This is a genomic window from Geothrix alkalitolerans, assembly GCF_022808885.1.
Lineage (GTDB): Bacteria > Acidobacteriota > Holophagae > Holophagales > Holophagaceae > Geothrix > Geothrix alkalitolerans.
Window position 1 is genome coordinate 62898 of the sequence record NZ_JAKZLE010000006.1, and the last position, 24110, is coordinate 87007.

Genomic DNA, 24110 nt, shown 5'->3' on the forward strand with positions numbered 1-24110 from the left:
TAGGGGCGTCCAGTGACACTCAAGCAAGGCACGAACGGACCGGCGGCAGGGGGAGGCGATGAGCCGCATCAAGAGGGCCATCCCAGCCCGAGGATGGCGCGCCTGCTGCGGGAGCTGGAGCATTTTAAGCAGGCCCTGGACGAGCATGCCATCGTGGCGGTCACGGACTCGCGAGGCCGGATCACCTACGTGAACGACAAGTTCTGCGCCATCTCCAAGTACGATCGCGAGGAGCTGCTGGGCCAGGACCACCGGATCATCAATTCCGGCCACCACCCCAGGATCTTCATGGCCCGGCTGTGGAAGACGATCCTGGCGGGCAAGGTCTGGAAGGGCGAGATCAAGAACCGCGCGAAGGACGGATCCTTCTACTGGGTGGATACCACCATCGTCCCCTTCCTGGATGAGCACGGCCGACCCGAACGGTTCGTGGCCATCCGAGCGGACATCACCCAGCGGAAGGAGGCCGAGGAGGCCCTGCGGCAGTCCCAGAAGCTGGAGAGCCTGGGGGTCCTGTCCGGCGGCATCGCCCACGACTTCAACAATCTGCTCACCACCATCCTGGGCAACGCCAACCTCGGCGCCATGCACCTGCCGCCGGAGAGCCCCGCGCTGCCCTACCTCCACCAGATCGAGCAGGCCACCCTGAAGGCCGCGGACCTCACCCGCCAGCTGCTGGCCTATGCGGGCAAGGGCCGTCTGCAGGTGATCGATGTCGACCTGAACCGCCTGGTGACCGAGATGACCCAGCTGCTTGCGGTTTCCATCTCCAAGAAGGCCGTGGTGCGCTACGACCTGGCGCCGGACCTGCCCCGCATCTCCGGGGACCCCTCCCAGATGCAGCAGCTCGTCATGAACCTGGTCACCAACGCCTCGGAGGCCATCGGCGAGGAGGTCAGTGGCCTCATCACGCTGCGGACGGGCCTGCAGGCGGTGGACGAGGCCACCAATGTGGGCCTGCTGCCGGCCCTGCCGCTCTCCCCGGGCCACTACGTGACCCTGGAGGTGAGCGACACCGGCTGCGGCATGTCCGCCGAGGTGCGGGAGCGCATCTTCGACCCCTTCTTCACCACCAAGTTCACGGGCCGGGGGCTGGGGCTCTCCGCCATGCTGGGCATCCTCCGCAGCCACCACGGCAGCCTCAAGGTCTACAGCGAGGTGGGGCGGGGCTCGGTCTTCAAGCTCTTCTTCCCGGCCCATGTCCAGGGTGAGGAGCACCGGCCGCCCCGGCTCATCGGTCCGGGATGGCGGGGTCGTGGCCTGCTGTTGGTGGTGGATGACGAGCCGGCGGCCCGGGCGGTGGCGCGGGAGCTGGCGGAGGCCTACGGGTTCCAGGCGCTGGAGGCGGCGGATGGCCAGGAGGCCCTGGGGCTCTTCGAGCTCCGGCACCAGGAACTGGCCGGGGTGTTGATGGATCTGACCATGCCCCACCTGGACGGGCGCCGGGCCTTTCTCCGCATGCATGAGATCGATCCCCGGGTGCCTGTGGTGCTCACCAGTGGCTACAGCGAGGAAGACGTGGTGGCCGACTTCCTGGGCCGCGGGTTGGCGGGCTTCCTCGCCAAGCCCTACCAGAGTGGGCAGTTCCAGGCAGTGATCCGGCGCGCGGTGGAGGGCCGTCAGTCCTGAGCCCCGTCCTGGGCCAGGAGGAGCCGCAGCGCCTCCTCGGCGACCTTCATCCCCACGATGGCGGGCATGTACGAGATGGTGCCCACGGGCCGGCGCTGGCGACCGGGGCCGCGATGGGGCTCGAGGTCGACGGGGTTGGCGGGGCGCTTGTTGTCGGCGGGTTCCAGCGAGTAGACGCAGCGGATGCCCTGGGTGATGCCCACCTTGCGGAGTTCCTTGCGCACCCGCGCCGCCAGCGGGCAGAGGCGCGTGTGGCTGAGGTCGCCCACGCGGAGCTGGCTGCTGTCCGTGCGCCCGCCGGCGCCCATGGCCGAGATGATGGGCAGGCCCTGTTCGTGCGCGGTGCGCATGAGGGCCACCTTGCAGGACATGGAATCGATGGCGTCGATCATCACGTCGGGCCTTGGCGTGAGCAGTTCCGGCAGCGTGTCCGTGTGGATGAAGGTGATGCGAGGCTCCACGTCGCAGTCGGGGTTGATGTCCCGCACCCGGGCGGCGGCCACCTCGGCCTTGGGCTGGCCGATCGTGGAGCGCAGGGCGAAGAGCTGGCGGTTGAGGTTGCTGGGGCCGACCACGTCGTGGTCCACCAGGCGCAGGTGCCCCACGCCCGCGCGGGCCAGGGCCTCCACGGCGAAGGAGCCCACGCCACCGAGGCCGAAGACCGTCACGCGCGCCGCGCGCAGCCGCTCCAGGGCCGCTTCTCCGAGCAGCAGTTCACTCCGGGAATACCACCTCATGCCATGAGCTCCTTGAAACATTGGCCCCCATTCTCCCAGGCCAGGAGCTCGAGATCCGTCACGCTGATCCCGCGGATCGCCGCGGCGGCCTCCATCACCCGCTCCAGCTCCACGCTGCCGTCTGTCTCCAGGAGCAGGCGGGAGGGTGAAGCAGACCGCAGAGCCTCCCGCACGCCTGCCTGTTCGGGCTTCAGGAGGGCGCCGGAAAACGACAGGAAGACGCCCATGGCCTGGAGCGCCCGGGCGGTCTCCGGGCTTCCGGAGAAGGCATGGACCAGGGCGCCGGCCGGTGGCACCCCCTCCTCCCGGAGCACCTCCAGCAGCGTCCCCCAGGCCTTGACCACGTGGATCGCCACAGGCCGGCGCAGGGCACGGGCCAGCCGCAACTGGAGGCGCAGGGCCGATTCCTGTCCGGTCCGGTCGGCTTCCTTGCGCGCGAAGTCGAGCCCGCACTCTCCCACGCCGGCGGGATGGGACCGGAGCAGGGACTCCAGCCGCGCCTCCCAGCCTTGACCCGCTTCCCTCACGAACCAGGGATGCAGGCCCAGCATCGGGAGAACCTCCACGTGAGAAGCCGCGTGGGCCAGCACCGCGGGCCAATCCGCCTCGCAGGTCCCGCAGACCACGCGCAGGTGTTCCCGGCCGTTTACCACAGGCTCCGGCGCGCCGACCTTCGGCAGGTGGCTGTGGGCATCGAAGAGAGGGGGCATGACGTTCGCTCGGCGGATGGATCGGACGATCCGGGTTCCTTTCCCCATGATAAGCCGGATCGAGGGTCGTGGATGGAATGATGTCGCTGCATCGGTGCAGCCGGATTGAAGGTCGATTGTCAAAAACATGGCATAAATTGCTCTGCCCCGGGGCGGCTTCGGTCCGGGCACCTGTGCCGGGGGAGCTCCCGCCGCGTCCAGGTCTCTGGAACCCGCGGAGGCTACTTGGGCTTGAACGCCTCATTGGTGATCAGCGTCCCCAGCTCCTCTTTGATGACGGCAGGTGTCTTCGGATCCCGCTTCCAGGCCTCCACGAAGTCCGCCACGAGCCCATGGTTCCGCACGAAGGAGCCGAGAGACCAGCCGCCCGCCCCATAGGCCAGCCCATGAAGGAGACCCGGTGTGATGCCCTCGATCTTCTTTCCGGATCTGCGCAGGTCCAGGACCGCCTTGCCTTCCTCTCGCCAGGCCAGGGTGTCCGCGATGGCGCGGACGGGCTTCTGGTCCCCCGTGGCGAGGAAGATGCTCCACAGCATGTCCATGCGGGTGGTGATCTGGTACGGGTCGTCCAGGTTGACGCTGAAATCGTACGGGTCCGGGAGGCTCACCGCCTGGGTCCGCACATGCTGGAAGGCCTGGTGGTCCTCCACGGGGAGGGTCGTGAGGCAGGAAGACAAGTCGTAGCCGGCCTCACTCAGCAGGAGAAGGCCATAGATGCGCGTGACGCGGTCCTCGCGGGAGAGCCGCCGCATCAGGTCCTGCGCGGCCAGCGGGGAGGACTTCAGGACCTGGACGTAGAACGTGATCACGTTGGGCCGCGGGCCGGATTTGTCATCCTTGGACAGCCTCAACGCGTGCAGGAGGCGGAAGGGTTCTGGAGCCTGGTAGTACGTCATCGTCCACGCGCCGGCCTCCTCCTGGTCCCGGAAGGCCCCCTCCTTGACCGCCCGGTCGGAGGACCAGATCTCCAGATGGGCGGCTTTGAGCTGCGTGACCTTCCCCCCCGGGGTGGTCACGGTGCCTTGGATGATCGCGTCGCCGTCCCTGGCCTCGGCGGGAACCGGCCAGTCCAGGTCGAAGAGCGCGAGGCTCACCATGGACAAGGCATCTTCCAGGCCCTTCGTTTCGACGTTGGCCTGCTCCATCACGTACTTCGCGAAGTCGGCCCCTTCGGCTTTGATGCCCCGGATCTGCGACGGATGGAGGCCGTTGAAGGTCGTCGCGGAACCCCCGAACGTCACGGTGAAGGCATAGGCCCCCTCCTTCAGCAGCACGTCGCGGTCCGAACCCCGCGCCCCGATGGCGAGGGTCAGGTGCTGCCCCGGGTAGGCCCGGGCGCGCGGTTTCGGCGCGTTCACCGTGGGCAGCAGTCCCGTCCAGTGATCGGCAGTCTCCGCCCCAAGGATCCAGGGTGTCGTGATGAGCTCCGTCGGAACCGGCTTGTTCTGGGCCGGCTTGCCGGGGATTGCCCGGGTCGCCTGCGCGGCGAGCCCTACCGGGTATCCGAACAGCAGGATCAAGGCGAGGAATGGGATCTTGGCGCACGGCACGGGAGGTCCTGTGAGTCGGGGGTAGGGGATGAGCCTACCCCGAATCCCTCCCTGCCTTCGTCTACCTCGGGAGACCCGGATGCCGCCATGGCGTCAGCCCGGGGAGTGGGGCGCCACAACATGGGCACAACTGCTAGACTGGGAGCCCCGCAAACCCGCGTGGGTCCCGTAGCTCAGCTGGATAGAGCAGCTCCCTCCTAAGGAGCAGGTCGTGCGTTCGAATCGCATCGGGGCCACCATTCTTGCCAGGGCCCCCCGGGGCATTCCGAAAGCGAGCAGAAGCCCCTGTGGAGCTTCTGCTCGAATGTCAGGACGGCGGCGGGAGCCCTGCCCGATCACCGGATGGGGGCGTAGGCCAGCCCTCCGCCGGGGGCCAGGAAGACGGCCTCGTGATCGAGGAGGCCCACCAGCCGGTGTCCCTCGGGCAGCTCGGTCGGGATCCACTCCAGGGCGCCGTTGAGCAGGTCGAAGCGGGCGAGCACGAGGCCCTTGGATTCGGGGGCGCCGCAGGACTTGATCTGGCTGGGCGTGAAGACGCTGAAGATCACGTCCTTGCCCGCCCAGGACAGCATGGGGCCGCGGCCCACGGAGCCCAGCAGGGCGCGACCGGGCAGGGCCTCGTGGCAGGTGAAGAAGGTCTGGCCGGGCTCCTTGGGGCCCCGGGCGGGATCGAGGACCGTGAAGGCCAGGCTGGCGCCCTCCGCGAGGTACACCGTCCCGTCCGTTCCCAAAGCCATGCGGTTGAGCGGGACCAGCAGCGGCTGGGCCGCGGCATCCCTCACCTGGGATCGGTCGCCGTAGGACCAGAGCACCGCGCCGGTCCTCAGGTCGCGCTTCTCGAGGTAGGGCTTCAGGGTCCGGTAGAGGACGAGGATGCCCTCGCGGCCCACGGCCATGTCCTCGATGGCGGCGGGAACCGCCAAGGCGTTCTCGATCTGGCCGTCCTTGTTGAGGATGACCAGGCGGCCGTCGCAGGCCATCCAGGTCCGGCTGTAGGAGTCGATGACCCAACGCTCGGGCACGGCCTCGCAGGCGGTCTCCGGGGCCGGTTGCGGGGCCGGCTTCGTGGACGCGGCGTGGGGCCGCTGGCGCTGCGGAATCCCGTAGAGGAGGGCGCCGGCCGCGTCATAGTCGGTGGCGGCGCGGCTGCTCTCGGCCGGCGCCGGTTTCGGCGCCGCGGCGGCCTTCCGGACTTCGGGAAGGGTGACCTGGAGCGTGGACAGGAGGCCGTTCCCCTTCATCCAGGAACGCAGGGAGCGGGTGGGCGGGTCGAAGAAGACCAGCGAGCCGTCGACTTCCTGGAAGGCCCATCCTCCCGTCGCGCGGGCGGGATCCCAGCTCTGGGCTGAAGCCCGGGCCTGGGCGTCCAGGGGAAGGGGGCCGCAGAGGGCCAGCGTGGCAAAGAGTGTCAGAAGGCGGAGTCTCATAAATTACCTGCCTATATTTTATTATGCCCATCCGCGACTTCAGTCAAACCCATCTCCCTGTGACGGAGCGCACGATTTATTCCAAAGACCTTCAGATCTGTTGAGAGACCCGGGCAGGCCCCGGTATCCCGCACTTCTTGCGATGATGGAGGTTTCCCGAGGGGCTGACGTGACGCGATCCCGGCTGAAGGACGAAGTCTTCATGAACATGGCACTGGAACTGAGCCGCCTGGGAACCTGCTGCCGCCTGCAGGTGGGCGCGGTCCTGCTGCGGGGCGATGGCGGCATCGCGGCGGCGGGCTTCAACGGGGCGCTGCCCGGCATGCCGCATTGCACGCCGGACACCTGCAAGCCGGGCCAGCGATGCCTGCACACCAGCCACGCGGAGGAGAACGCACTGGGATTCTGCGACGGCCCCGTGGCCACGGCCTACGTCACCCACGAGCCCTGTCTCACCTGCTGCCGCGCCCTGGTGCGTCGCGGCGTGCGCCGGGTGGTGTTCCGCCATCCCTACGCGAGCATCGCCGAGCAGGAACGCGTCGAGCGCCAGCACATCCTCGAGCACTTCGGCGTGAAGTGGGAACAGCACGGCCAGCCTTGAACTCCAGGGCAGGCGGCGCATACTGCTGAGCGCCCCTTCCTTCAGGAGACAAGCTGGTGACCGGAACCCCCATCCGCCTGCGGGTGAATGGCCGCGACGTCGCGACGCAGCCGGGGACCACGCTGCTGGAGGCCTGCCGGCAACACGGCATTGAGATCCCCACCCTCTGTTCGGACCCGCGGCTGAAGCCAGCCTCCAGCTGCCGGCTGTGCGAGGTCGAGGTGGAAGGCCGCGACCGCCCGCCCTGCGCCTGCGCCACCCTGGCCGAGGAAGGCATGGTGGTGGAGACCCACACGCCCGCCCTGGAGGATTTCCGCCGGGCCATGCTGGCGCGCCTGGCCGAGCGCATCCCCGTGGAGGACCCGGCGCGCCTGGCGGGGAAGCCCTTCCGGGAGCTGCTGGACACCTATGGCGTGGCGCCATCGGGCGCGCGCAGGCCCGGGGCGAGGCATCCGGAGCATCCCTACCTGGATGTGGACCTGTCCTGGTGTGTGGCCTGCGGCCGCTGCGTGCGAATCTGCGACGAGGTGCAGGGGCAGAACATCTGGACGTTCACGGGGCGCGGCGGGGACCTGGCCTTGGCGCCGGAACTGTCGCCCGGCCTGCGGGAGAGCGCCTGCGTGAGCTGCGGCGCCTGCGCCGACACCTGCCCCACGGGGGCCATCGAGGATGTCTCCCGCCTGGCCGCGGGGCTTCCGGACCACTGGGTGCGCACCACCTGCCCCTACTGCGGCACCGGCTGCGAGCTGGACGTGGGCGTGGCGGAGGGACGCATCACCGAGGTCCGCCCGGTGATCGCCTCGCCAGTGAGCCGGGGGCACCTCTGCGTGAAGGGGCGCTACGGCTGGGGCTTCAACGAGGCGCCGGACCGGATCACCGAGCCCATGCTCCGACGCCACGGCGTCTGGGAGCCCGTGAGCTGGGAGGAGGCGCTGGATGCCGCCGCCTCCGCGCTCCGGGCCGCGCAGGCCTCGGGCGGGCCGGAAGCCGTGGGCGTGCTGGCCTCCAGCCGCGCCACCAACGAGGAGAACTATCTGGCGCAGAAGTTCGCGCGCGTGGCGCTGGGCACCCACAACGTGGACTGCTGCGCCCGCGTCTGCCACGCCCCCAGCGCCGCGGGCCTGGGCCAGGCCTTCGGCACGGGGGCGGCCACCAACAGCTATGCGGACATCGAGCGGGCCGGCCTGCTGATGGTGGTGGGCGCCAATCCCACGGAGAACCACCCCATCGTCGGCGCCCGCCTCCGCCAGCGCGCGCGGTCGGGCGTGCCGCTCATCGTGATCGATCCCCGCCGCACAGAGCTGGCCGCGATGGCCACGCACCATCTGGCCCCGCGGCCCGGTACGAACCTGCCCCTCCTGCAGGCCATGGCGAACGTGATCTTTCTCGAGGGCCTCGCGGACATGGCCTTCCTGGGGGCCCGCACCCGCAACCAGGAGACCTACGCCGATTCGCTGCGGGCGTGGACTCCGGAGCGGGCGGGCGCCCTGTGCGGGATCGATCCGGAGGCCATCCGGCGCGCGGCGAGGCTGTACGCCACTGCCAAGCCGGCCATGATCTTCCACGGCCTGGGCGTCACCGAGCACCGGCAGGGCACGGATGGTGTGGCGGCTCTGGCCCACCTCGCGCTGCTCACGGGGAACGTGGGCATTCCAGGTGGCGGGGTCAATCCCCTGCGGGGCCAGAACAACGTCCAGGGCAGCGCCCAGATGGGCTGCGAGCCCTCCCGCCTGACGGGCTACCAGAAGCTGGAGCAGGCGAAGGAAGTCCACGCGCAGGTCTGGGGCGCCGACCTGCCGCAGGCGCCGGGCCTCAACGCCCTGCAGATGATCGACGCCGCGGGGGAGGGTCGCCTGAAGGCCCTGCTGGTGATCGGCTATGACCCGCTGCTGAGCCATCCCGGGGCGCGGGAAACCGCCGAGAACCTGAATGGGCTGGAGGCCCTCGTCGTGGTGGACCTATTCCTGACGGAGACGGCCAAGGCCTTCGGCACGGTCTTCCTGCCCGCCGCCAGCCCCTTCGAGAAGGAGGGCACCTTCATGAACGGGGAAAGGCGCGTCCAGCGGGTCCGTCGGGTGCTGCCGCCGAAGGGGAACAGCCGCACGGACCAGGCGATCCTGGCCGCCCTGGCGGAACGCCTGGGCGCCGCTCTGCGGTTCGCCCATCCAGATGCGGCCGCCGTGTGGGAGGAGGCGCGCCAGGTTTGGCCGGCCATCGCGGGGATCAGCCACGCGCGGCTGGATCGTGAAGGGGGTCTCCAGTGGCCCTGCCCGGCCGAGGACCACCCCGGCACGCCGGTGCTTCACGCGGGGTCCTTCCCCGAAGGCCGCGCCTCCTTCCGCCCCCTGGACTGGACCCCTTCGCCGGAGGCTCCGGACCGCGAGTTCCCCTTCCTGCTGAACACGGGCCGCAGCCTGTTCCACTTCAATGCCGCCACCATGACGGGGCGGACCCGGAACCACGAGCTGCGGGCGGACGATGAGCTGGAACTCCACCCCGACGACGCCGCGGAGCTGGGGCTTTCGGCGGGCGATCCGGTGCAGGTGCGGAGCCGCCATGGGGCCTTCACCCTTCGTGTCCGCCCCACGGACCGGGTCCGGCGGGGCGAACCCTTCGCCACCTTCCACGCAGTGGCCGCCTACGTGAACCTGGCCACGGGCCCGGGCCGGGACGCGGTCACGGGGACGCCGGAATACAAGGTTACGGCGGTGAGTCTGCACCCTACCGCCGACTCGAAGGTCCGGTAACCTGGGGCATGCTCAGCCATGCCGCCCAGCCGAACCCGCGACCCTTCCGCGAGAACCGGTTCCTCCAGGTCCTCTGCCTGCTCTACGCCCTCGTCTGGATCGTGACGGCCATCCGGCCCCTCTATCCCAGCGACTGGCGGATGGAGAACCTGCTGGTGGTCATCGCGGTGATCGGGCTGGCTGGCACCTACCGTCGTTTCCCACTGTCGGACCTCAGCTACCTGCTGATCACCGTGTTCCTGGCCCTGCATGCGGTCGGGGCGCACTACACCTACGCCAACGTGCCCCTCGGCTTCTGGATGAAGGCCCACTGGGGCCTGGCGCGGAATCCCTTCGACCGCATCGTCCACTTCAGCTTCGGCCTGCTGATGGCCTACCCCGCCCGCGAGGTGTTCATGCGGGTGGCCCGTACCCGGGGCTTCTGGAACTACTACCTGCCGCTGGATGTGGTGCTGGCGGCTTCCGCCGTCTACGAGATCATCGAGAGCCTCACGGCCCGGCTCGCCGCCCCGGAGCTGGGGGACGCCTTCCTCGGCACCCAGGGGGACATCTGGGACGCTCAGAAGGACATGTCGGCCGCCGCCCTCGGGGCCATCCTCACCATGCTGGTGGTGGCGCTGGTGCGGTGGATGCGCCGGATGCCGGAACCCTCACCCGAACCCGGCGCCTGAGCTGGGGTTCCCGGCGCCCTCCGCGGAGCTCAGATTCCGCCGTGCTCCCAGGAGGGCAGGGGCTTGTTCTCCAGGGCCACTTCGGTGCCGTCGTCCAGGATGAGCACAGGGGGATCCCCCAGCCGGAGGTCGACGATGGTGCGGCCGAGGAGGCGCTCGTGGTGGTCCCGCTGCCAGGGGATGCCCACGGGATAGGTGCGGCGGTAGGCATCCAGGGGGCCTTCGAGCTGGTGGCAGAGGCGGTGGAGGGCGGCGTCGAAGGCGGCCTCGAAGCCCTTGGGCGGTTCGGGGTCCAGGCCGGCGGCCCGGAGGAAGGCCTCCATGGGCGGGATGTCTCCGGAACCTCCGGCCACCCAGCGCCGGAGGCCGCGGCCATAGGGAGCGGGTCCATCCAGCGCCACGGCCCGGTCCCGGTGGATCCCCAGCCAGAGGGAGACCCGCCCGCAGGCGCCGGCGCCCTCGAAGTCCAGGGGAAGCTGGGCATCGTCATGGAAGACGACAGCACGGAGGGGCAGCCATTCGAAGGTCTCGGCCACCTTGGCGCCCACGGGACCAAGGCTGTCCCGGCGGAGGTCGGCGACGGCTTCCGCGAAGGTCTGGCGCAGGCTGGCCAGGCTGAGGACGCCCTCCGGAAGGCCCTGGGCGTCCAGGGCCAGGGGCGATTCGTGCCAATCCGCGGCGAGGGCCGGCAGCACCTGCTGGAAGAGGATCAGGGCCGGATCCCAGTCCCAATGGCGGGCGGGCTCGTAGCCCAGCTCGCGGCAGAGGTCGAACCAGGCGCGGTCCGGCGCCGCGGCCCCGGGCAGATAGATGGACCGGCCGTCCAGGAAGATCTCGCAGGCCGGGAGGCCGAGGGCGGACCGTCGGCGGCTCAGGCCCAGCTCATGACGCCCCAGGGTGGCCAGGGTGGTCTCCCGGTACGGATGGTCCTCCTGCCGCAGCACTTTCAGCGGCGCGCCGAGGATCCAGGCGTCCATGGACATCACCACCTCCCGGGGAGGCTAACCTGGGGTCACCATGGCATTCCGTCAATCCCAGAATGGGATTTCATGGTCGAAAATCAATCGACCTTCCGGAGTTCGGTCCCGGGGTAGTAGTGCTGGAGGATCTGCTGGAAGGTGGCGCCCTCCAGGGCCATGCCGTAGGCCCCGGTCTGGCACAGGCCCACGCCGTGGCCCCAGCCGCGCCCGTAGAACACCCAGCGGCGCTGGGCGCCCTGGCCGAGCGTGAGGAACCGGAAGACGTTGTCCTTGAGGCCCAGCAGGCCGCGGATGTGCATGCCCCGCACGCGATGGACCGCACCCTGGGTGTCCACCAGGGCCAGGTCCAGCACCCGGCCCTCCTGGTTGTGCTGGGCCCGGAGCTCGCGGATGCCGGGCACCTTCATGCGCTTGCGCACCAGGGCCAGCAGATCCGCCTCGGTGTACTCCACCCGCCAGTGGGCCGTGGGGCTATAGCGATCCCAGGCGGCGCCGTCGGGATCGAGGCGGCGCACCAGCACGGCGGCCGGTCCGCCGTCGGGGATCCACTTCAGGCGGTCTCCCACCTGGATGTCGGCCTTCGGGACCAGGCGCAGGCTCCCGTCCGGCGCCTCCTCCGCGAGGAGCAGCCGGGGCGAGAGGGCCAGGGGCTCGGGGCCGCCCCGCTTCCGCCGGACCTGGCGGTCCATCAGCAGGCTGCCCTCGCCCAGCGCCAGGGGCTCCAGGTCCTGCCACATCCGGCCCAGGGCGGAGAGGGCCTGCCGCAGGGTGGGCGGCTCCGGGGCGGCCCAGGCGGCCGCGGGCACCAGGCCGCGCCGGGTGAGGAAGGTGGCCAGGAGGCGATCCGCGGCGGGGAGCTCGGAAGGCAGGAAGTAGGCCGCGTCCTGGGGGCGCTCCTGCCCCGCCACCACCTGCTCCAGGCCCAGGGCGCGCGCCAGGGCGAGCATGAGGGGGCCCTGACGGGACAGGGGCGCGGGCTTGAGGCCCAGGCGTTGCTGGAGGGCCAGGACGGGAGCCGCCAGATCGTCCGCGGTGGCGGGGCGGGCCAGGCGCTCGCCGCTCAGCCAGTCCACCGGCACGATGTCCGCGGCCAGCCTCAGCAGGTCCCAGGTGAGCCAGGGCTGCTGGGCCTCCGTCGTCACGGACACGCCGGAGGCGAAGGGCAAGGTGAGGGGCTTGGCGGGATAGCAGGTGGCGGCCTTGAGGTAGGGGGCGTCGCCGCCGAAGACCTCGGACACGTCCACGGTGTGGCCGCCGCAGTTGGCCATGAAGAGGGCCAGGATGGGCTTGCCGGCATAGGTGGCGAAGAGGCCTTCGGTCTCCTGGATGGCCCGGTCCGTGAGGGCCTGCTCGCCGTCGCGGCCACCGTACACCTGGTCGGCCACGGTGTCGCCCATGTCGAAGCCGTCCGCCGCGCGCTTGCCGCGGTTGGCCACGGCATAGGTGCGGGCGGCCACGGCCTGGGCCTTCAGTGCTTCCAGGCTGGGGAATTCCCAGGCGCCCATCTCCTTGGGCACCACGCCGCGCAGGTAGGTCTCCAGGTCCAGCGTGTTCACGACCGTCAGGCGGCCCTGCGCGTTGGGGAAGATCTCCACCTTGCCGCGGTAGCGGCCCTTGCCGTTGAGGCTGGTGAGCTCACCCGCGGGCTTCAGCCACACGCCGCCGAGGGGCAGGGCTCGCCGCTCGTAGCGCTCGGTGACGGCGTAGAGGGCGCGACCCTTGCGCGGCTGGGCGCTCCGGGATTCCGTGGCCACCCACAGCTCCTCGAAGCCCAGGTCCTGGAGCTTCTGGAGCAGGGGCTCGGCCTTGACGGCCTCGGGGAAGTGCCCCACCAGCACGCGCCAAGTGTCGGCGTCCGGCACCTTCACGCGATCCGACGGCTCCCCCAGCTTCCGGAGGCGGGCCATCAGGGCCGCGGCGTCGTCGGTTCCGAGAGGTCGGCCCACCTGGATGCGGTACTCGCTGGTGGGGTCCGAGACTCCCCGGCTGTCCCACCAGATGCGGACCTTCTCGTCCGGCGCCAGCCGCAGGATCGGCTTCCCCGCGCGGTCGCAGATCTGGCCGCCGCCCTCCAGGGACACGATCCATTCCGTGGCCTGGGTGTCGAGCCCGATCTTCAGCGGAGGCTGGGCGGCGGGGGCGGAGACGAGCGGCAGGACCAGGGCGGGAACGAGGAAGGGCTTCATCCGCCGCATTGTCCCACGAAACGGGAGAGGGCCTGCCAGCGCCGGGCCCGCAGCGCCTCCATGTCGAGCATCGTTCCGGCCGACCCGCCGCGGTGGAGCAGGAGGGCGAGGCAGGTCCGGTCCGTGGGCCGGTAGAAGAGGGCGGGGCCCGTGTAGCCCAGGTGGAACCACCAGCCTGAGGGAGGGCCCGGCTCGGGATCGAGGGGCGGCGCCGGAGGCGGCATGTCCGGCGCCGGGTCCTCGATCACGCAGACGCCCAGGCCAGCGGGAATTCTGGACAACAACTGTCCGAACCGGCCTCCGCCAGAGGAGAGCGCCTGGAGGCCCAGGCCCCAGCGGGATCCGTTCTCTCCGGCGGTGGTCCCGGCCGCCATGCGTTCGGGCCAGCCCGCGGCCACCCAGCGCGCCAGGGCCGCGGCCAACTGCGGCGCGGTGGCGCCGAACCCCGCGTGGCCGGGCATGCCCGCCCGGGCGTTGGCGTCCTGGGGCAGCCGCGGGTCCCGCGGGGGCAGGGGGTGATCCGTGGCCAGCCGCCAAGCCTCGGCGTCGGGGGCGTCCGGCAGCTCGACGGGCGCGTCAAGCCAGGGGGTGGGTGACAGGCCCGATGTCGCGCCGAGCCTCCGGAAGGAAACGCGAGTCTCGGCCTCCACCAGCTCCGCCAGCAGGCGGTAGTTCAGGTCCGAGTAGGTGGCCAGTCCCGGCGTGGCGGGTCGGAGCAGGGGATGGTCCGGCACGGGGCGCCGCAGCTGGGCGGCCAGGGTCTCGCCCGTGAAGGGCCGCCAGGGCGGCAGGCCGGAGCTGTGTGACAGCAGCTGCCGCGCCGTGAGCGGCGTGTCGCGGTCATGGAAGCCCAGGGCCCAGCGCCGGTCCGCGTCCAGATCCAGGAAGGCCAGCGCCAGCGGCGCCGTCACCAGGGGCTTGGCGAGGGAGGCGAGGTCGTAGAACCCGCTCACGCCTGCCGGATCTCCGCCAGGCTCTTGGCCACGGCCTTCTGCACCTGGTCGGCCACGCGCATGGCCTCCTGGCCTTCCTCCCAGGTGACGCCCTCCTGGCCCCGGCCCAGGCAGGCGGCGTGGAAGGCTTCGATCTCCAGGCGGAGGGGCTCGCCCTCCTCGATGCTGGCGGTCTCCGGCCGCACCTCGGGGCCGTCCGGGCCCATGACCAGGCGCAGCAGCTCCAGCTTCTGGGCGGCGAAGTCGAGGCTGGCGTACTCCTTGTCGCCGAAGGCGCGGAGGGTGCGCTCCTTCTTGCGGGCCACGCGGCTGGCAGTGACGGTGGCGAAGGCGCCGCCCTCGAACTTCAGGCGGGCGTTCACCAGGTCGGCGTAGGGCGTCAGCACCGGCACGCCCACGGCCACCACATCCACCACGGGACGCCCCACCAGGGCGCGCAGCAGGTCGAGGTCATGGATCATTACGTCCATGATCACGTCCACCTCCAGGCTGCGGGCCGGGAAGGGCGAGACGCGCACGGCCTCCAGGAAGCGGGGCTTGAAGCCTCGGTCGCGCAGGGCCGCCACGGCGGGATTGAAGCGCTCCAGGTGTCCCACCTGGGCCACGAGGCCGGGCCGGGCGGTCCGGGCCTCGGCCAAGGTCGTCAGCAGGGCCGCGCCCTCCTCCAGAGAGGCGGCCAGGGGCTTCTCCATCAGGACGTGCTTGCCGGCCTTGAGGGCCTGGGCGCCGAGGGCATGGTGGAAGCCCGTGGGCGCGGCGATCTGGACGGCGTCCACCTCCGCGAGCACCTGGTCCAGGGAGGCAGCCCAGGGCGCGCCGAATTTTCCCGCAATCTCCGGGCCCCGGACCGGATCAGGATCCACCACGGCGGTCAGCACGGCGTCCGGCGCGGCCGCGGCGATCCTCGCATGGTGCTGGCCCAGGTGTCCCACACCGACGACGGCGACGCGCAGCTTGGACATGACAGCCTCCTGACCAATCGAGCCTAGCAGGGCTGCTACCCTGGGGGTCTTCTTCGCGAGGGTGACCATGAACCTGAAGCTCGAGGCCGTGAATCTTGTCCGCTGGCTGCACTTCGTGACCCTGGCCGTGGGTGGCGGAGCGGCCGTGGTGGCGCTGCTCCTCTCCGGTTTCGAGGAGGGCCGCGAGGAGATTCGGGGCCTGGCCGCGACGATCTGGGCGAAGGTGGTGGCCTGGTCCTTCCGGCTGGCGCTGGTCGCCGGCATCGGGCTCCTGGTCCTGATGATCCAGGGCGGCCAGAATCCCCTGAAGCACGGCCACTACTTCCACATCAAGCTCCTGCTGGTGCTCGTCCTGGTGGGCCTGTCCGAGATGACGCCCAAGGCCCTGGCGGCGGGCAAGCGGGGGTCCGCCTTGCTGGTCTTGATGTTCTTCCTAGCCTCGAGCTTCATCGTCTACAACAAGGGCCTCTTCGGGGGTTCCCCGGCCCCGGCCACGGTGATTCCCGCCACGGCGGACACCACCTTCACGGCCCGCTGATCCATGCGGCGCCTGGTCTGGATCCTGGCGGGGACGAGCCTCCTCGCCGGGTGGCCGGAGACTGTCCCTGAACGCACGCAGCTCCGGCGAACCTCCACGGTGGCGGAGGTCCGGGCCTTCATGGAGGCGTTGCGGAAGCAGGCCCCGGCCCTGGAGCCCTATCTGCTCAAGGGCGCGCCGCGGGCCACCGAGACCGGCCAGCCCCTGCTGGCCTGGCGCCTGAGGGGCACGGGAAAGGATCCGCTCCGCGTCTACGTGAACGCCAACATCCACGCCGGCGAGGTGGAGGGCAAGGAGGCCATCCAGCAAATCGTCCGCGAGTTGCTCCAAGGCAAGCATCCAGTGCTGCGGCACGACCTCGATCTGGTGGTCATGCCCGCCTACAATGCCGATGGCACGGACGCGCTGGATCCCGCCATCCGGCCCTGGCAGCCCAACCCCACGGAGAGCGGCGTGGGCCGGCGCGAGAACGCCCAGGGACTGGACCTGAACCGCGACCTCATGAAGGCGGCCGCGCCGAACACCCGCTGGCTCCTGGCCATGCTCCGCGACTTCGACCCGGCGGCGGTGCTGGATCTCCACACCACCAACGGCAGCACCCACGGCTTCCACCTCACGCACGGCCCCGCCTGCACCCTGGGCGCGGACGAGGGCCTGCTGGCCTTCAACCGGAAGATGCTGGTGGAAGTGCGTGAGCGCCTGAAGGCCGAGGGCATGCCCACCTACGACTACGGCAACTTCGTGCCCTACAAGCCCACGCCGGAGAAGCCCCCCACGGCCTGGGAGACCTACGATGCCCACCCCCGGCTGCTGACCAACTACCCGGCCCTGCGCAATCGCCTGGCGGTGCTCTCGGAGAGCTACGTCTACCGGGACTGGCCGGACCGCATCTCCGACACGCGACGCTTCGTGCTGGCCTGCCTGGCCTGGATGGCGGAGCATCGCGGCGAGGTCCGGAGCGAGATCCGGATGGCCCAGGCCCGCTGGACCGAGGCCTGGACGAAGGAACCCGTGTCCCTCCCGCTTTCCGCGAAGCTGAAAGAGGTCGAGCGCGCGCCGTTCGACTGGGTGGATCCCACCCGGGACGCGAAGGGCCGCCTGGTGGGCGAAAAGTCGCGCACCCACCTGGTGCTGCCCAGCTTCGTGGGCTTCGAGGGGCGGGACTTCGTGCCGGTGCCGGCCGGCTACCTGGTGGACCCGGCCTTCGCCGCCGCGATCCGTCCCCTTCTCGAGGCCCACGGCCTGAGGGTGCTGGAAGGCCGCGCCCGGCCGCGGACCCTGCCCCTCCTCAGATTCGAGGAGACAGGTCGCAAGCTCTCCCCGTCGGCCTACCAAGGCGTCTTCACGCTGGAACTCCAGGGCGCCTGGAAGGCGGGGACGGTACCCAAGCCCATGGAGCTGCCCTGGACGCCCACGGACCTGGACCGGGCGCTCTACGTGCCCCTGGACCAGCCCCTCGGCCGCCTGGCCTTCTACCTGCTGGACCCCCGCAGCACCGACAGCCTGGTGTTCTGGGGCCTCTTCCACACGGTCCTGCTCCGGGGCAACGGCATGTGGGGCGAGCCGCCCAGGTTCCCGATCCTGGCGGTGGGACGTGGAGATGCCGGCCTCGTGACAGCCCAGCATTCTCCTGCGCCACAAGCGCAGGAATGACCCGGGGCGCCGAAAAGCGCCCCGAGCCTGCACGCAGCCTCGGTTGGGACCTCAGTCCTCCGGTTCCCCATGGTCGCCGTTGTGCCGGGGCCCCCGCTCCGCGAGCCTGCAAATCGGGGGAGTAGGAACAGGCGGCGGTGCAGCCTGTCATCGCGGGCAGCCAGAAACGCGTGCGGCCGGGAGACCCGGCCGCTCAGCGTCCGCCCGGAGGGCGTGGGGCACGGGACCTCAGTCCTCGGGTTCCTCGTAGTCGCCGTTGTGCCGGGGGCCCCGCTCCGCGAGCCCGCGAAGCGGGGGAGTGGGAGCACGGCGCGGGGCGCCGTGCGATCGCGGGCAGCCAGAAACGCGTGCGGCCGGGAGACCCGGCCGCTCAGCGTCCGCCCGGAGGGCGTGGGGCACGGAACCTCAGTCCTCGGGTTCCTCGTAGTCGCCGTTGTGCCACACGTTCTGCACGTCGTCGTTGTCCTCGAGCAGGTCCACGAGCTTGAGGAAGCTGGTGAGCTTGGAGCCTTCGAGGGCGGTGCTGGTGCTGGGGGCCATGATGATCTTGGCCTCGATGACGGGGAGCTTGGCGGCGTCCACGGCATCCTTCACGGCCTGGTAGGACTCGGGGCTGGTCTTGATGACCCAGGCGTCGCCCTCGTTGGCCACGTCGTCGGCGCCGGCTTCCAGGGCCACTTCCATGACCTTGTCCTCGGAGACTTCCGGCTCCACGACGATCTGGCCTTCTTTGGTGAACAGGTAGGCCACGGAGCCCTGCGCGCCCAGCTCTCCCCCGAACTTGGTGAAGTAGCTGCGGACCTCCGGGGTCGTGCGGTTCTTGTTGTCGGTCATCGCCTCCACGAGTATCGCCACGCCACCGGGACCGTAGGCCTCGTAGACCACTTCCTCGTAGGTCACACCCTCCAACTCGCCGGTGCCCTTCTTGATGGCGCGCTCCCAGTTGTCCTTGGGCATGTTGCTGCCCTTGGCCTGGTCCACCGCCAGGCGAAGGCGGGGGTTGCTGTTCACGTCACCGCCACCGAGGCGGGCCGCCACGGTGATTTCCTTGAGGATCTTCGTGAAGAGCTTGCCGCGCTTGGCGTCCGCGGCGCCCTTCTTGTGCTTGATGGTGGACCATTTGTTGTGGCCGGACATGGGGGTGGCTCCTTCAGTCGTTCGTTCCGTGCAGCAACCGCTTCGCGTTTGCTGAAGAGTGAAAAGATTCATTTCAATACGTTGAAATCGACGCGCAGCGGCGGTTCCAACGTCAGGCTTCAGCCCCGCAGCGCCCGGCGCGAGACACGGGCAAAGGCCGGTGCCTCCTGGCGGATCATGGGGCGCTCGAGCATGAACTGGTACCACTGCTCGCCGTAGACCTTCATCTTGAGGGCCTTGCCGTTCTGCAGCAGGTTCCGGTTGGTGATGAGGCGCTCGTCGCCTTTGCAGACGCCGAGGCCCTGGTTGAGGATCTCGATGGCCTTGTCGCGCTCGCCCATCTCCACCAGCACGTACGCGTAGACGGCGTAGAGCAGGCTCTCCTTCTTGCCGGTCTTGAGGGCCAGGGCGAAGGTCTCCTTGGCCTTCTTCTTTTCGCCGCGCTTCCACTGGAGGATGCCCAGCATGGCCTTGGCGATGTAGTGCTGCATGGAGGCCGACGCCAGCAGGGGTTCGGCCTCCTCGTTCTTCTTGCGGAGGTACTGCACCACGCCGATCTGGCCGTCGATGCTGCCCTTCACGAGGAACTGCTTGGAGGAGAACCGGTAGCCCTCCTTCATGATCTCGATGGCCTTCTCGAACTGCTGCTTCTTCAGCTGATCGCCGGCCCGGGTGAAGATCTTTTCGAGCTCCTGCTGGACCTTGCGGCCCTGCCAGATGAAGAGGCCGGCACCCGCGAGGATGCCGATGGGCACGCTGATCCACAGCTTGATGCTGAGCAAGGTGGACAGCAGGATCACGGCGAGGGCGGCGCCCAGGCCGAGCAGGAGGTTGATCACAGGGGCTCCGATGGGGGCCCGGAACCGGGCCAAAGGGCCATTTTATCGGCCCTGAAGCCCATTTTCCATGCAGAGGTTTGGGACTCTACGCGATGACGCCGCTCCGGGAAGGGCTTGGCCGGCGACGGCGGAGCACGCGCTTCGCGGGAGCCGCGGGGGCCTCCTTGCGGGGCCGGCCGGGGCCGCGCTTTGCGATGGCCTCCTTCGGCTTGGCCACCTTGCGCACCTTGACCTTCTTTTCCTTCTTCACCCGCTCGCGGCGAACGAGGGCCGCGGCAGCCCGGCCCGTCACCACCACCCGAGTGCCGTCCTTGAGCTTCTTGACCTTGCTGCCCGGCTTGCGGCCGCGCTTGAGGCTCATGGACAGGGGCTCGGTTTCGAGCAGGTCGCGCTCAAGCTGGGCCTGGAGCGCCATCATCTCGCCCTGGTCTTTTTCGTGGTCGTGGCCGCAGAGATGAAGGAAGCCATGGATCACCAGCGTCTCGACTTCACGGCGCCGGCTGACACCGAACTTCTTGGCCATTTTCTCGGCAGTGGGAAGGCTGATCACGATGTCGCCAAGGTGCGGGAACGCCCCCTTTTCAGCGCTTGAGGGGAAACTCAGCACATCCGTCGTCATGTTTTTCCCGCGATGTTCGCGGTTGAGTTTTCTCATGCCGCGATCATCGACATAAGTCAGCGATACGCCCTGAGCATTTGGGGCAAGCCGATCCCGAAGGCTATGAAGCAGCTTCCCGAGGGACTGCTCGCCAGGTCCACGCATTTTGCTCCGGCTCGACCAATCGATCTGGAAGGGCAGCTTGGTATCAGTCATGGCCGGCTCCTGTGGAAGATCAGTCAAAGGGAATACATCATGGGGGCTATTGAGCCATTCGTCAATGTTTTCATTCTAGAGGCATGAAATGCATCAATGTTCCCCATTCAGATGATAGACCGGGGTGTTGGCGAAGCTGAACCAAAATGTCTTAAAAATATTGAATATAAAAGAGAAGTCATCGGCACAGCAAGGATTCAATCCCCTGGGCCGATCCCTGGCATCCTGGAGGCATGGAGCCCCACCTGCCCGCCTCCCTGTCCGCGCCCCTGGGCCGCTACCTGGAACTGCTCGAGCGATGGAACCGCACCCACGCCCTGACCTCCCTCGCCCCATCCGAGCGGCGGGAAGAGCTGCTGCTGGATGCGTCGGCGCTCCTCCCCTTCCTTGAAGCCCTCCCCTCGGGAGCCCGGGTGGCGGATCTGGGAACCGGCATGGGCTGCCCTGCGGTGGTGCTGGCCCTGGCCCGCCCCGACCTGGAGGTGCTCGCGGTGGATGCCTCCGCCAAGAAGCTGGCTTTCGTCCGCCAGGTGGTCCTGGAGCTGCCGTTGCCCAACCTCCGGCCTGTGCATGGCCGCCTGGAGGACCTGTCCCCCCTCGAGGCGGACCTCGGGACCGCCAAGGCCCTCGGATCCCTGGGGCAGCTGACGGCCTGGTGGGACCGGCACGGAAAACCAGGCGCTCCGTTTCTGGCGCTCAAGGGGTCGGACTGGTCCGGGGAGGTCCTCCCCCCCGGTTGGGAGGCCACCCCCCATCCCTATGCCTTGCCCACCCGGGGGCGGCGTGTGGTGGTGGAACTGAAGCGCCGGAACGACTGAGGCCCCCGAAGGGGCCCCGGTCTTCGCCAGTCTGTTCAGGAGTTCAACGGGTGAGGGTGTCGCCGAGGAGGATCTCCTCGGTGGTCCTGAGCAGCCGGCAGGTGGCCGTCTGGGCGTCCGTGCGGACCACGAGGGCCTGGCCGATGTAGTGGGTGGTGGTCTCCGTGGCCTTCTTCCGGTCGTCGTCCGGGCCCACGGGGAAGGTCTTGGTGCGGACGGCCAGCAGCACGTCGCCCACCTTCAGGCCGTCGTTGGTGCCCTTGTCCACGATCACCATGTCGCCGATGGCCGTGTGCTGGTGGGCATCGCGGGCGAAGACGACCACGGCCGAGTTCGGGGCCATCTTCACGGGATCGGTGATGTCCGTCCGGAGCTGGAGGGGCAGGTTCGCCGGCTCGGTGAAGCGCACCAGATGATCGCCCACCTCCACGCCGTCGAGGCAGCGCTCGATGATGGCGACGGATCCCTTGGGCTGGGGCGTCACCACCCGGAGCACGCCCACCTGCTGCACCACGTCGCCCATCTTGTGCTTGGTGGTGGGGTGCTTGACCTTGCGGGCCACGGTCTTGAGGATGAGGAAGCGGTCGCCGACCTTCACGCCCTGCTCGCTGCCGCCGTTCATGTAGACGGTCTCGCCCTCGGCGAGGTGCTGGCGGTCATCCCGGCGGTTCCCGGTCAGGGTGAAGGCGCCCTGGTTCTTGTAGTGCGCCTCGGCGCCGTCGGGGGCGAAGAAGGGCAGCTGGATGAAGTCCTGGAAGGCGAAGCCCAGCTCAGGCCGCCTGGCGGCCGTGTAGGCGCCCCGCCGGTCGGGCTGGAGGCCGGAGACGGATTCGGGGACGGAGGCGGCGGTCGCCACGGCGCGGGTCAGGTCGATGATCAGGGGATCCCCAGGGTAGATCCAGTGCGGATCCTTGATCCACTGGTTCAGCTCCCAGATCTGGGGCCATGCGTAAGGATTGCCCAGGTACTTCCCGGACAGATCCCAGAGGGTGTCCCCCTTCTCCACGGTGTGGGTGCGGGAGCCTTCTGGCACCTGGATTTCCTTGGGATAATCCCATTTCGAGCTGTGGGTCTCGACCTTGATCGTGCCAGCGGGCTCCTGGGCCACAAGCGCGGGAACAGCGAAGGTCAGGGCCATGAAGAGACCGGGTGCCAGCGCGAGGGCGCGCCGCCGACCGACAGGCAGACGATTGGGCTGGTGCATCAGGGACCCCCAGGGGATTAGGTGGTGCTGATTATAGGTCTTCGACGCGGATCATATCTGAAAATAATGCCAAGCGGTTGCGAACTTCATCCTGGGATATCTGCTCGAGGCGTTCCGTGGAGAACTGTTCCACGGTGAAACTGGCCATGACCGAGCCCACCAGGGTGGCGTGCTTGAGGGCGGTCACATCTGCCCGTTCGATCCAGGCCAGGTAGCCCAGGAAGCCGCCGGCGAAGGTGTCCCCGGCCCCGGTGGGGTCGAACACGTTCTCGAGGGGGTAGGCCGGAGCGGCGAAGATCCCCTCGGGCGTGAAGAGGGCCACACCGTATTCCCCGCGCTTGACCACCAGGGTGCTGGGGCCGAGGGCCCGGACCTTCTTGTAGGCCTTGATGAGGCTGTATTCCTGGGTGAGTTCCCGCACCTCGGCGTCGTTCACCAGGAGGATGTCCACTTCCTTCAGGACCGCGTCCAGGGCCGGACGGGCGCCCCGGATCCAGTAGTTCATGGTATCCAGCGCGATCCACTTGGGCCGCTTCGCCATCTGGCGCACCACATCCAGCTGCAGGACGGGATCGATGTTCCCGAGGAACAGGTACTCGCACTCCCGGTAGCTCCCGGGCAGGACTGGCTTGAAGTCGGCGAAGACATTGAGATCCGTGGCCAGGGTCTGGGCCTCGTTCAGGTCATAGCCGTAGGCCCCCTTCCAGCGGAAGCTCAGGCCCTTGACCTTCGACAGGCCCGCCAGGTCGATGGGGCGTCCCTCGAAGACGCGCATCTGGTCCGGGCCGAAGTCCTCCCCCACCACGGCGACGATGCGGACGGGATGGAAGCGGCTGGCGCTCAGGGAGAAGTAGGTCGCGGAGCCGCCCAGGGCGTGCTCGCGGCTGCCGAAGGGTGTTTCCAGGTCATCAAAGGCCACACTGCCAACCACCAACAGACTCATCGGGGGAACTCCATGTGATTCGAACCAGGCAACCGGATCAGGACTGGGGTTGGGATGGGGTGAAATAGAGCAGCCAGGCCTGGCTGCCGCCCATGGGCACCGGTGCCTGGGCGAATCGCGCCACCATGGGCGCCTTGCCGGAGGCCAACAGGGCCAGCAGGCCCTCATGGAGCGCCGGCTCCGGACCCAGGATGACCTGGAGGCTGCGCCAGCCCAGCACGAGGCCGTCCTCCAGGCGGTCCTTCAGTCGGTCCATGGCGTCCTGGAGCGTGTGGCCGCGGAGGTCCAGCACGCCGTCCACATCGATGGCCATCCCCGCCGCCAGCTGGAACCGCATCGGAGAGGGCGGGGGCACCTCCGGCGTGCCGGCGGGGGCGGCCGCTTCGACGGCTGTGGGGGGCTCCGGGGGAAGAACCGGGGGCGCCTTCTCCGCTGGGGGAGGCGGCGGAACCTGAGCTGGCCTGATCGCCGGGACCGGGGCTGGGGAAGCCTGGGCCATGGGCCCGCGCGGAATCGGCTTCAGGCCTTTCAGGTCCTTGAGGGCTTCTTCAAAGGTCTCGGGCGGAGGCGGAGGCGGTGCGACGGGGGCCTCGGAGGGCGCGGTCGGGGGTTCGGGGGAGGCCTTGGCCGGGCGGGGGGTCTTGGCTTTCAGGCCCATGGCCGACAGGAAGACCTCGTCTTCGTCATCCAGGCTGGTGGGGGCCGATGGCTTCGGGGCGGGTTTGGGAGCGGGTTTCGGCGCAGGGGCAGGGACCCCTTCCGCTCCCAGCTGCTGCTTCAACTTCGCCAGATCCTGCTTCCACGCCATGAACCATCCTCGTCCTGTCCAGAGTAGGCCATCGCGGTCCCGGCCCAAAGCCTGCTGTTGCAATCCGGCACGCGACCGAGGCAAAACGCCGCGATCGCGCCAGAGCCTCAACCGGAGTATTCTGCGCTGGATCCAAGGATTGACGGGGCTTGCCCTAAGCTGGCATGCCGTTCGCTCCGTAGTTTTCCAGCACCATCCATGGG

At 69.3% G+C, this 24110-nt stretch carries 21 protein-coding genes and 1 tRNA gene; 8 read left to right on the plus strand and 14 right to left on the minus strand.

Translation table 11 applies throughout. From position 1 onward, the window contains the following. Positions 1–93 precede the first annotated feature (93 nt). A complete protein-coding gene (locus tag MLJ35_RS12195) occupies positions 94–1629 on the plus strand; it encodes a hybrid sensor histidine kinase/response regulator (RefSeq protein WP_243384579.1) in 1536 nt (511 codons plus the stop codon). On the opposite strand, the gene MLJ35_RS12200 is transcribed toward MLJ35_RS12195, so the two are convergent. The 3 genes from MLJ35_RS12200 to MLJ35_RS12210 form a co-directional block, all read right to left on the minus strand. Then, the gene (locus tag MLJ35_RS12200; protein ID WP_243384580.1) at positions 1620–2366 is read right to left on the minus strand and encodes a tRNA threonylcarbamoyladenosine dehydratase; all 747 of its coding nucleotides are present in this window, start codon (positions 2364–2366) and stop codon (positions 1620–1622) included. The genes MLJ35_RS12195 and MLJ35_RS12200 overlap by 10 nt on opposite strands. Beyond that, positions 2363–3076, minus strand: coding sequence for a TatD family hydrolase (locus MLJ35_RS12205; protein WP_243384581.1), 714 nt, complete (start codon positions 3074–3076; stop codon positions 2363–2365). Before MLJ35_RS12205 ends, MLJ35_RS12200 begins: the two co-directional genes overlap by 4 nt. 221 nt (positions 3077–3297) lie before the next feature. Then, the gene (locus tag MLJ35_RS12210; RefSeq protein WP_243384582.1) at positions 3298–4626 is read right to left on the minus strand and encodes a hypothetical protein; all 1329 of its coding nucleotides are present in this window, start codon (positions 4624–4626) and stop codon (positions 3298–3300) included. Positions 4627–4788: 162 nt separating this feature from the next. On the opposite strand from MLJ35_RS12210, the gene MLJ35_RS12215 reads away from it, so the two are divergent. Further along, positions 4789–4865, plus strand: a tRNA-Arg gene (locus MLJ35_RS12215). Positions 4866–4961: 96 nt separating this feature from the next. Here the strand turns inward: MLJ35_RS12215 and MLJ35_RS12220 are convergent. Further along, on the minus strand, positions 4962–6053 hold the full coding sequence (locus MLJ35_RS12220; protein ID WP_243384583.1) for a hypothetical protein: 1092 nt from the start codon (positions 6051–6053) through the stop codon (positions 4962–4964). A 169-nt stretch (positions 6054–6222) separates the two neighbouring features. Here MLJ35_RS12220 and MLJ35_RS12225 point away from each other — a divergent pair, with 169 nt between their 5' ends. Genes MLJ35_RS12225 through MLJ35_RS12235 form a run of 3 tightly spaced genes read left to right on the plus strand, consistent with a single transcriptional unit; the run spans position 6223 to position 10072 of the window. Then, positions 6223–6654, plus strand: a complete 432-nt coding sequence (locus MLJ35_RS12225) for a deoxycytidylate deaminase (RefSeq protein WP_243324249.1) — start codon at positions 6223–6225, stop codon at positions 6652–6654. Positions 6655–6710: 56 nt separating this feature from the next. Beyond that, positions 6711–9401 carry a formate dehydrogenase subunit alpha gene (gene fdhF, locus MLJ35_RS12230; protein WP_243384584.1) on the plus strand — a complete coding sequence of 897 codons (2691 nt, stop codon included), beginning with the start codon at positions 6711–6713 and terminating at the stop codon, positions 9399–9401. Between the two features lie 8 nt (positions 9402–9409). Next, the gene (locus MLJ35_RS12235; RefSeq protein ID WP_243384585.1) at positions 9410–10072 is read left to right on the plus strand and encodes a DUF2238 domain-containing protein; all 663 of its coding nucleotides are present in this window, start codon (positions 9410–9412) and stop codon (positions 10070–10072) included. Between the two features lie 29 nt (positions 10073–10101). Here MLJ35_RS12235 and MLJ35_RS12240 read toward each other — a convergent pair whose 3' ends face one another. From MLJ35_RS12240 to MLJ35_RS12255, 4 genes are all read right to left on the minus strand, one after another. Beyond that, positions 10102–11055: a hypothetical protein gene (locus tag MLJ35_RS12240; RefSeq protein ID WP_243324255.1), complete on the minus strand. Its 954-nt coding sequence runs from the start codon at positions 11053–11055 to the stop codon at positions 10102–10104. Between the two features lie 77 nt (positions 11056–11132). Next, a complete protein-coding gene (locus tag MLJ35_RS12245) occupies positions 11133–13238 on the minus strand; it encodes a SpoIID/LytB domain-containing protein (RefSeq protein WP_243384586.1) in 2106 nt (701 codons plus the stop codon). Next, on the minus strand, positions 13235–14191 hold the full coding sequence (locus tag MLJ35_RS12250; protein ID WP_243384587.1) for a serine hydrolase domain-containing protein: 957 nt from the start codon (positions 14189–14191) through the stop codon (positions 13235–13237). The genes MLJ35_RS12245 and MLJ35_RS12250 overlap by 4 nt, the downstream gene beginning before the upstream one ends. Beyond that, positions 14188–15153 (minus strand): Gfo/Idh/MocA family protein, encoded by a 966-nt coding sequence (locus tag MLJ35_RS12255; RefSeq protein WP_243324260.1) that lies wholly within the window; start codon positions 15151–15153, stop codon positions 14188–14190. Before MLJ35_RS12255 ends, MLJ35_RS12250 begins: the two co-directional genes overlap by 4 nt. A 67-nt stretch (positions 15154–15220) precedes the next feature. Here MLJ35_RS12255 and MLJ35_RS12260 point away from each other — a divergent pair, with 67 nt between their 5' ends. Continuing rightward, positions 15221–15691 (plus strand): hypothetical protein, encoded by a 471-nt coding sequence (locus MLJ35_RS12260; RefSeq protein ID WP_243324261.1) that lies wholly within the window; start codon positions 15221–15223, stop codon positions 15689–15691. A gap of 3 nt (positions 15692–15694) precedes the next feature. Further along, positions 15695–17344 carry a M14 family zinc carboxypeptidase gene (locus MLJ35_RS12265; RefSeq protein ID WP_243384588.1) on the plus strand — a complete coding sequence of 550 codons (1650 nt, stop codon included), beginning with the start codon at positions 15695–15697 and terminating at the stop codon, positions 17342–17344. A 405-nt stretch (positions 17345–17749) separates the two neighbouring features. On the opposite strand, the gene MLJ35_RS12270 is transcribed toward MLJ35_RS12265, so the two are convergent. From MLJ35_RS12270 to ybeY, 3 genes are all read right to left on the minus strand, one after another. Beyond that, positions 17750–18481: a YebC/PmpR family DNA-binding transcriptional regulator gene (locus MLJ35_RS12270; protein WP_243287541.1), complete on the minus strand. Its 732-nt coding sequence runs from the start codon at positions 18479–18481 to the stop codon at positions 17750–17752. A 119-nt stretch (positions 18482–18600) separates the two neighbouring features. Continuing rightward, a complete protein-coding gene (locus MLJ35_RS12275; protein ID WP_243384589.1) occupies positions 18601–19320 on the minus strand; it encodes a tetratricopeptide repeat protein in 720 nt (239 codons plus the stop codon). An 85-nt stretch (positions 19321–19405) separates the two neighbouring features. Further along, positions 19406–20134: an rRNA maturation RNase YbeY gene (gene ybeY, locus MLJ35_RS12280; RefSeq protein ID WP_243384590.1), complete on the minus strand. Its 729-nt coding sequence runs from the start codon at positions 20132–20134 to the stop codon at positions 19406–19408. Between the two features lie 233 nt (positions 20135–20367). On the opposite strand from ybeY, the gene rsmG reads away from it, so the two are divergent. After that, complete coding sequence (gene rsmG / locus MLJ35_RS12285; protein ID WP_243384591.1) at positions 20368–20952, plus strand: 16S rRNA (guanine(527)-N(7))-methyltransferase RsmG; 585 nt, start codon at positions 20368–20370, stop codon at positions 20950–20952. Positions 20953–20995: 43 nt separating this feature from the next. Here the strand turns inward: rsmG and MLJ35_RS12290 are convergent, their stop codons facing one another. Genes MLJ35_RS12290 through MLJ35_RS12300 form a run of 3 tightly spaced genes read right to left on the minus strand, consistent with a single transcriptional unit; the run spans position 20996 to position 23907 of the window. After that, complete coding sequence (locus MLJ35_RS12290) at positions 20996–22156, minus strand: LysM peptidoglycan-binding domain-containing protein (protein ID WP_243384592.1); 1161 nt, start codon at positions 22154–22156, stop codon at positions 20996–20998. Between the two features lie 31 nt (positions 22157–22187). Next, complete coding sequence (locus MLJ35_RS12295) at positions 22188–23099, minus strand: PfkB family carbohydrate kinase (RefSeq protein ID WP_243384593.1); 912 nt, start codon at positions 23097–23099, stop codon at positions 22188–22190. A gap of 37 nt (positions 23100–23136) precedes the next feature. Next, entirely contained in the window at positions 23137–23907 is a 771-nt protein-coding gene (locus tag MLJ35_RS12300) for a Smr/MutS family protein (RefSeq protein WP_243384594.1), read from the minus strand. Between the last annotated feature and the right edge of the window lie 203 nt (positions 23908–24110).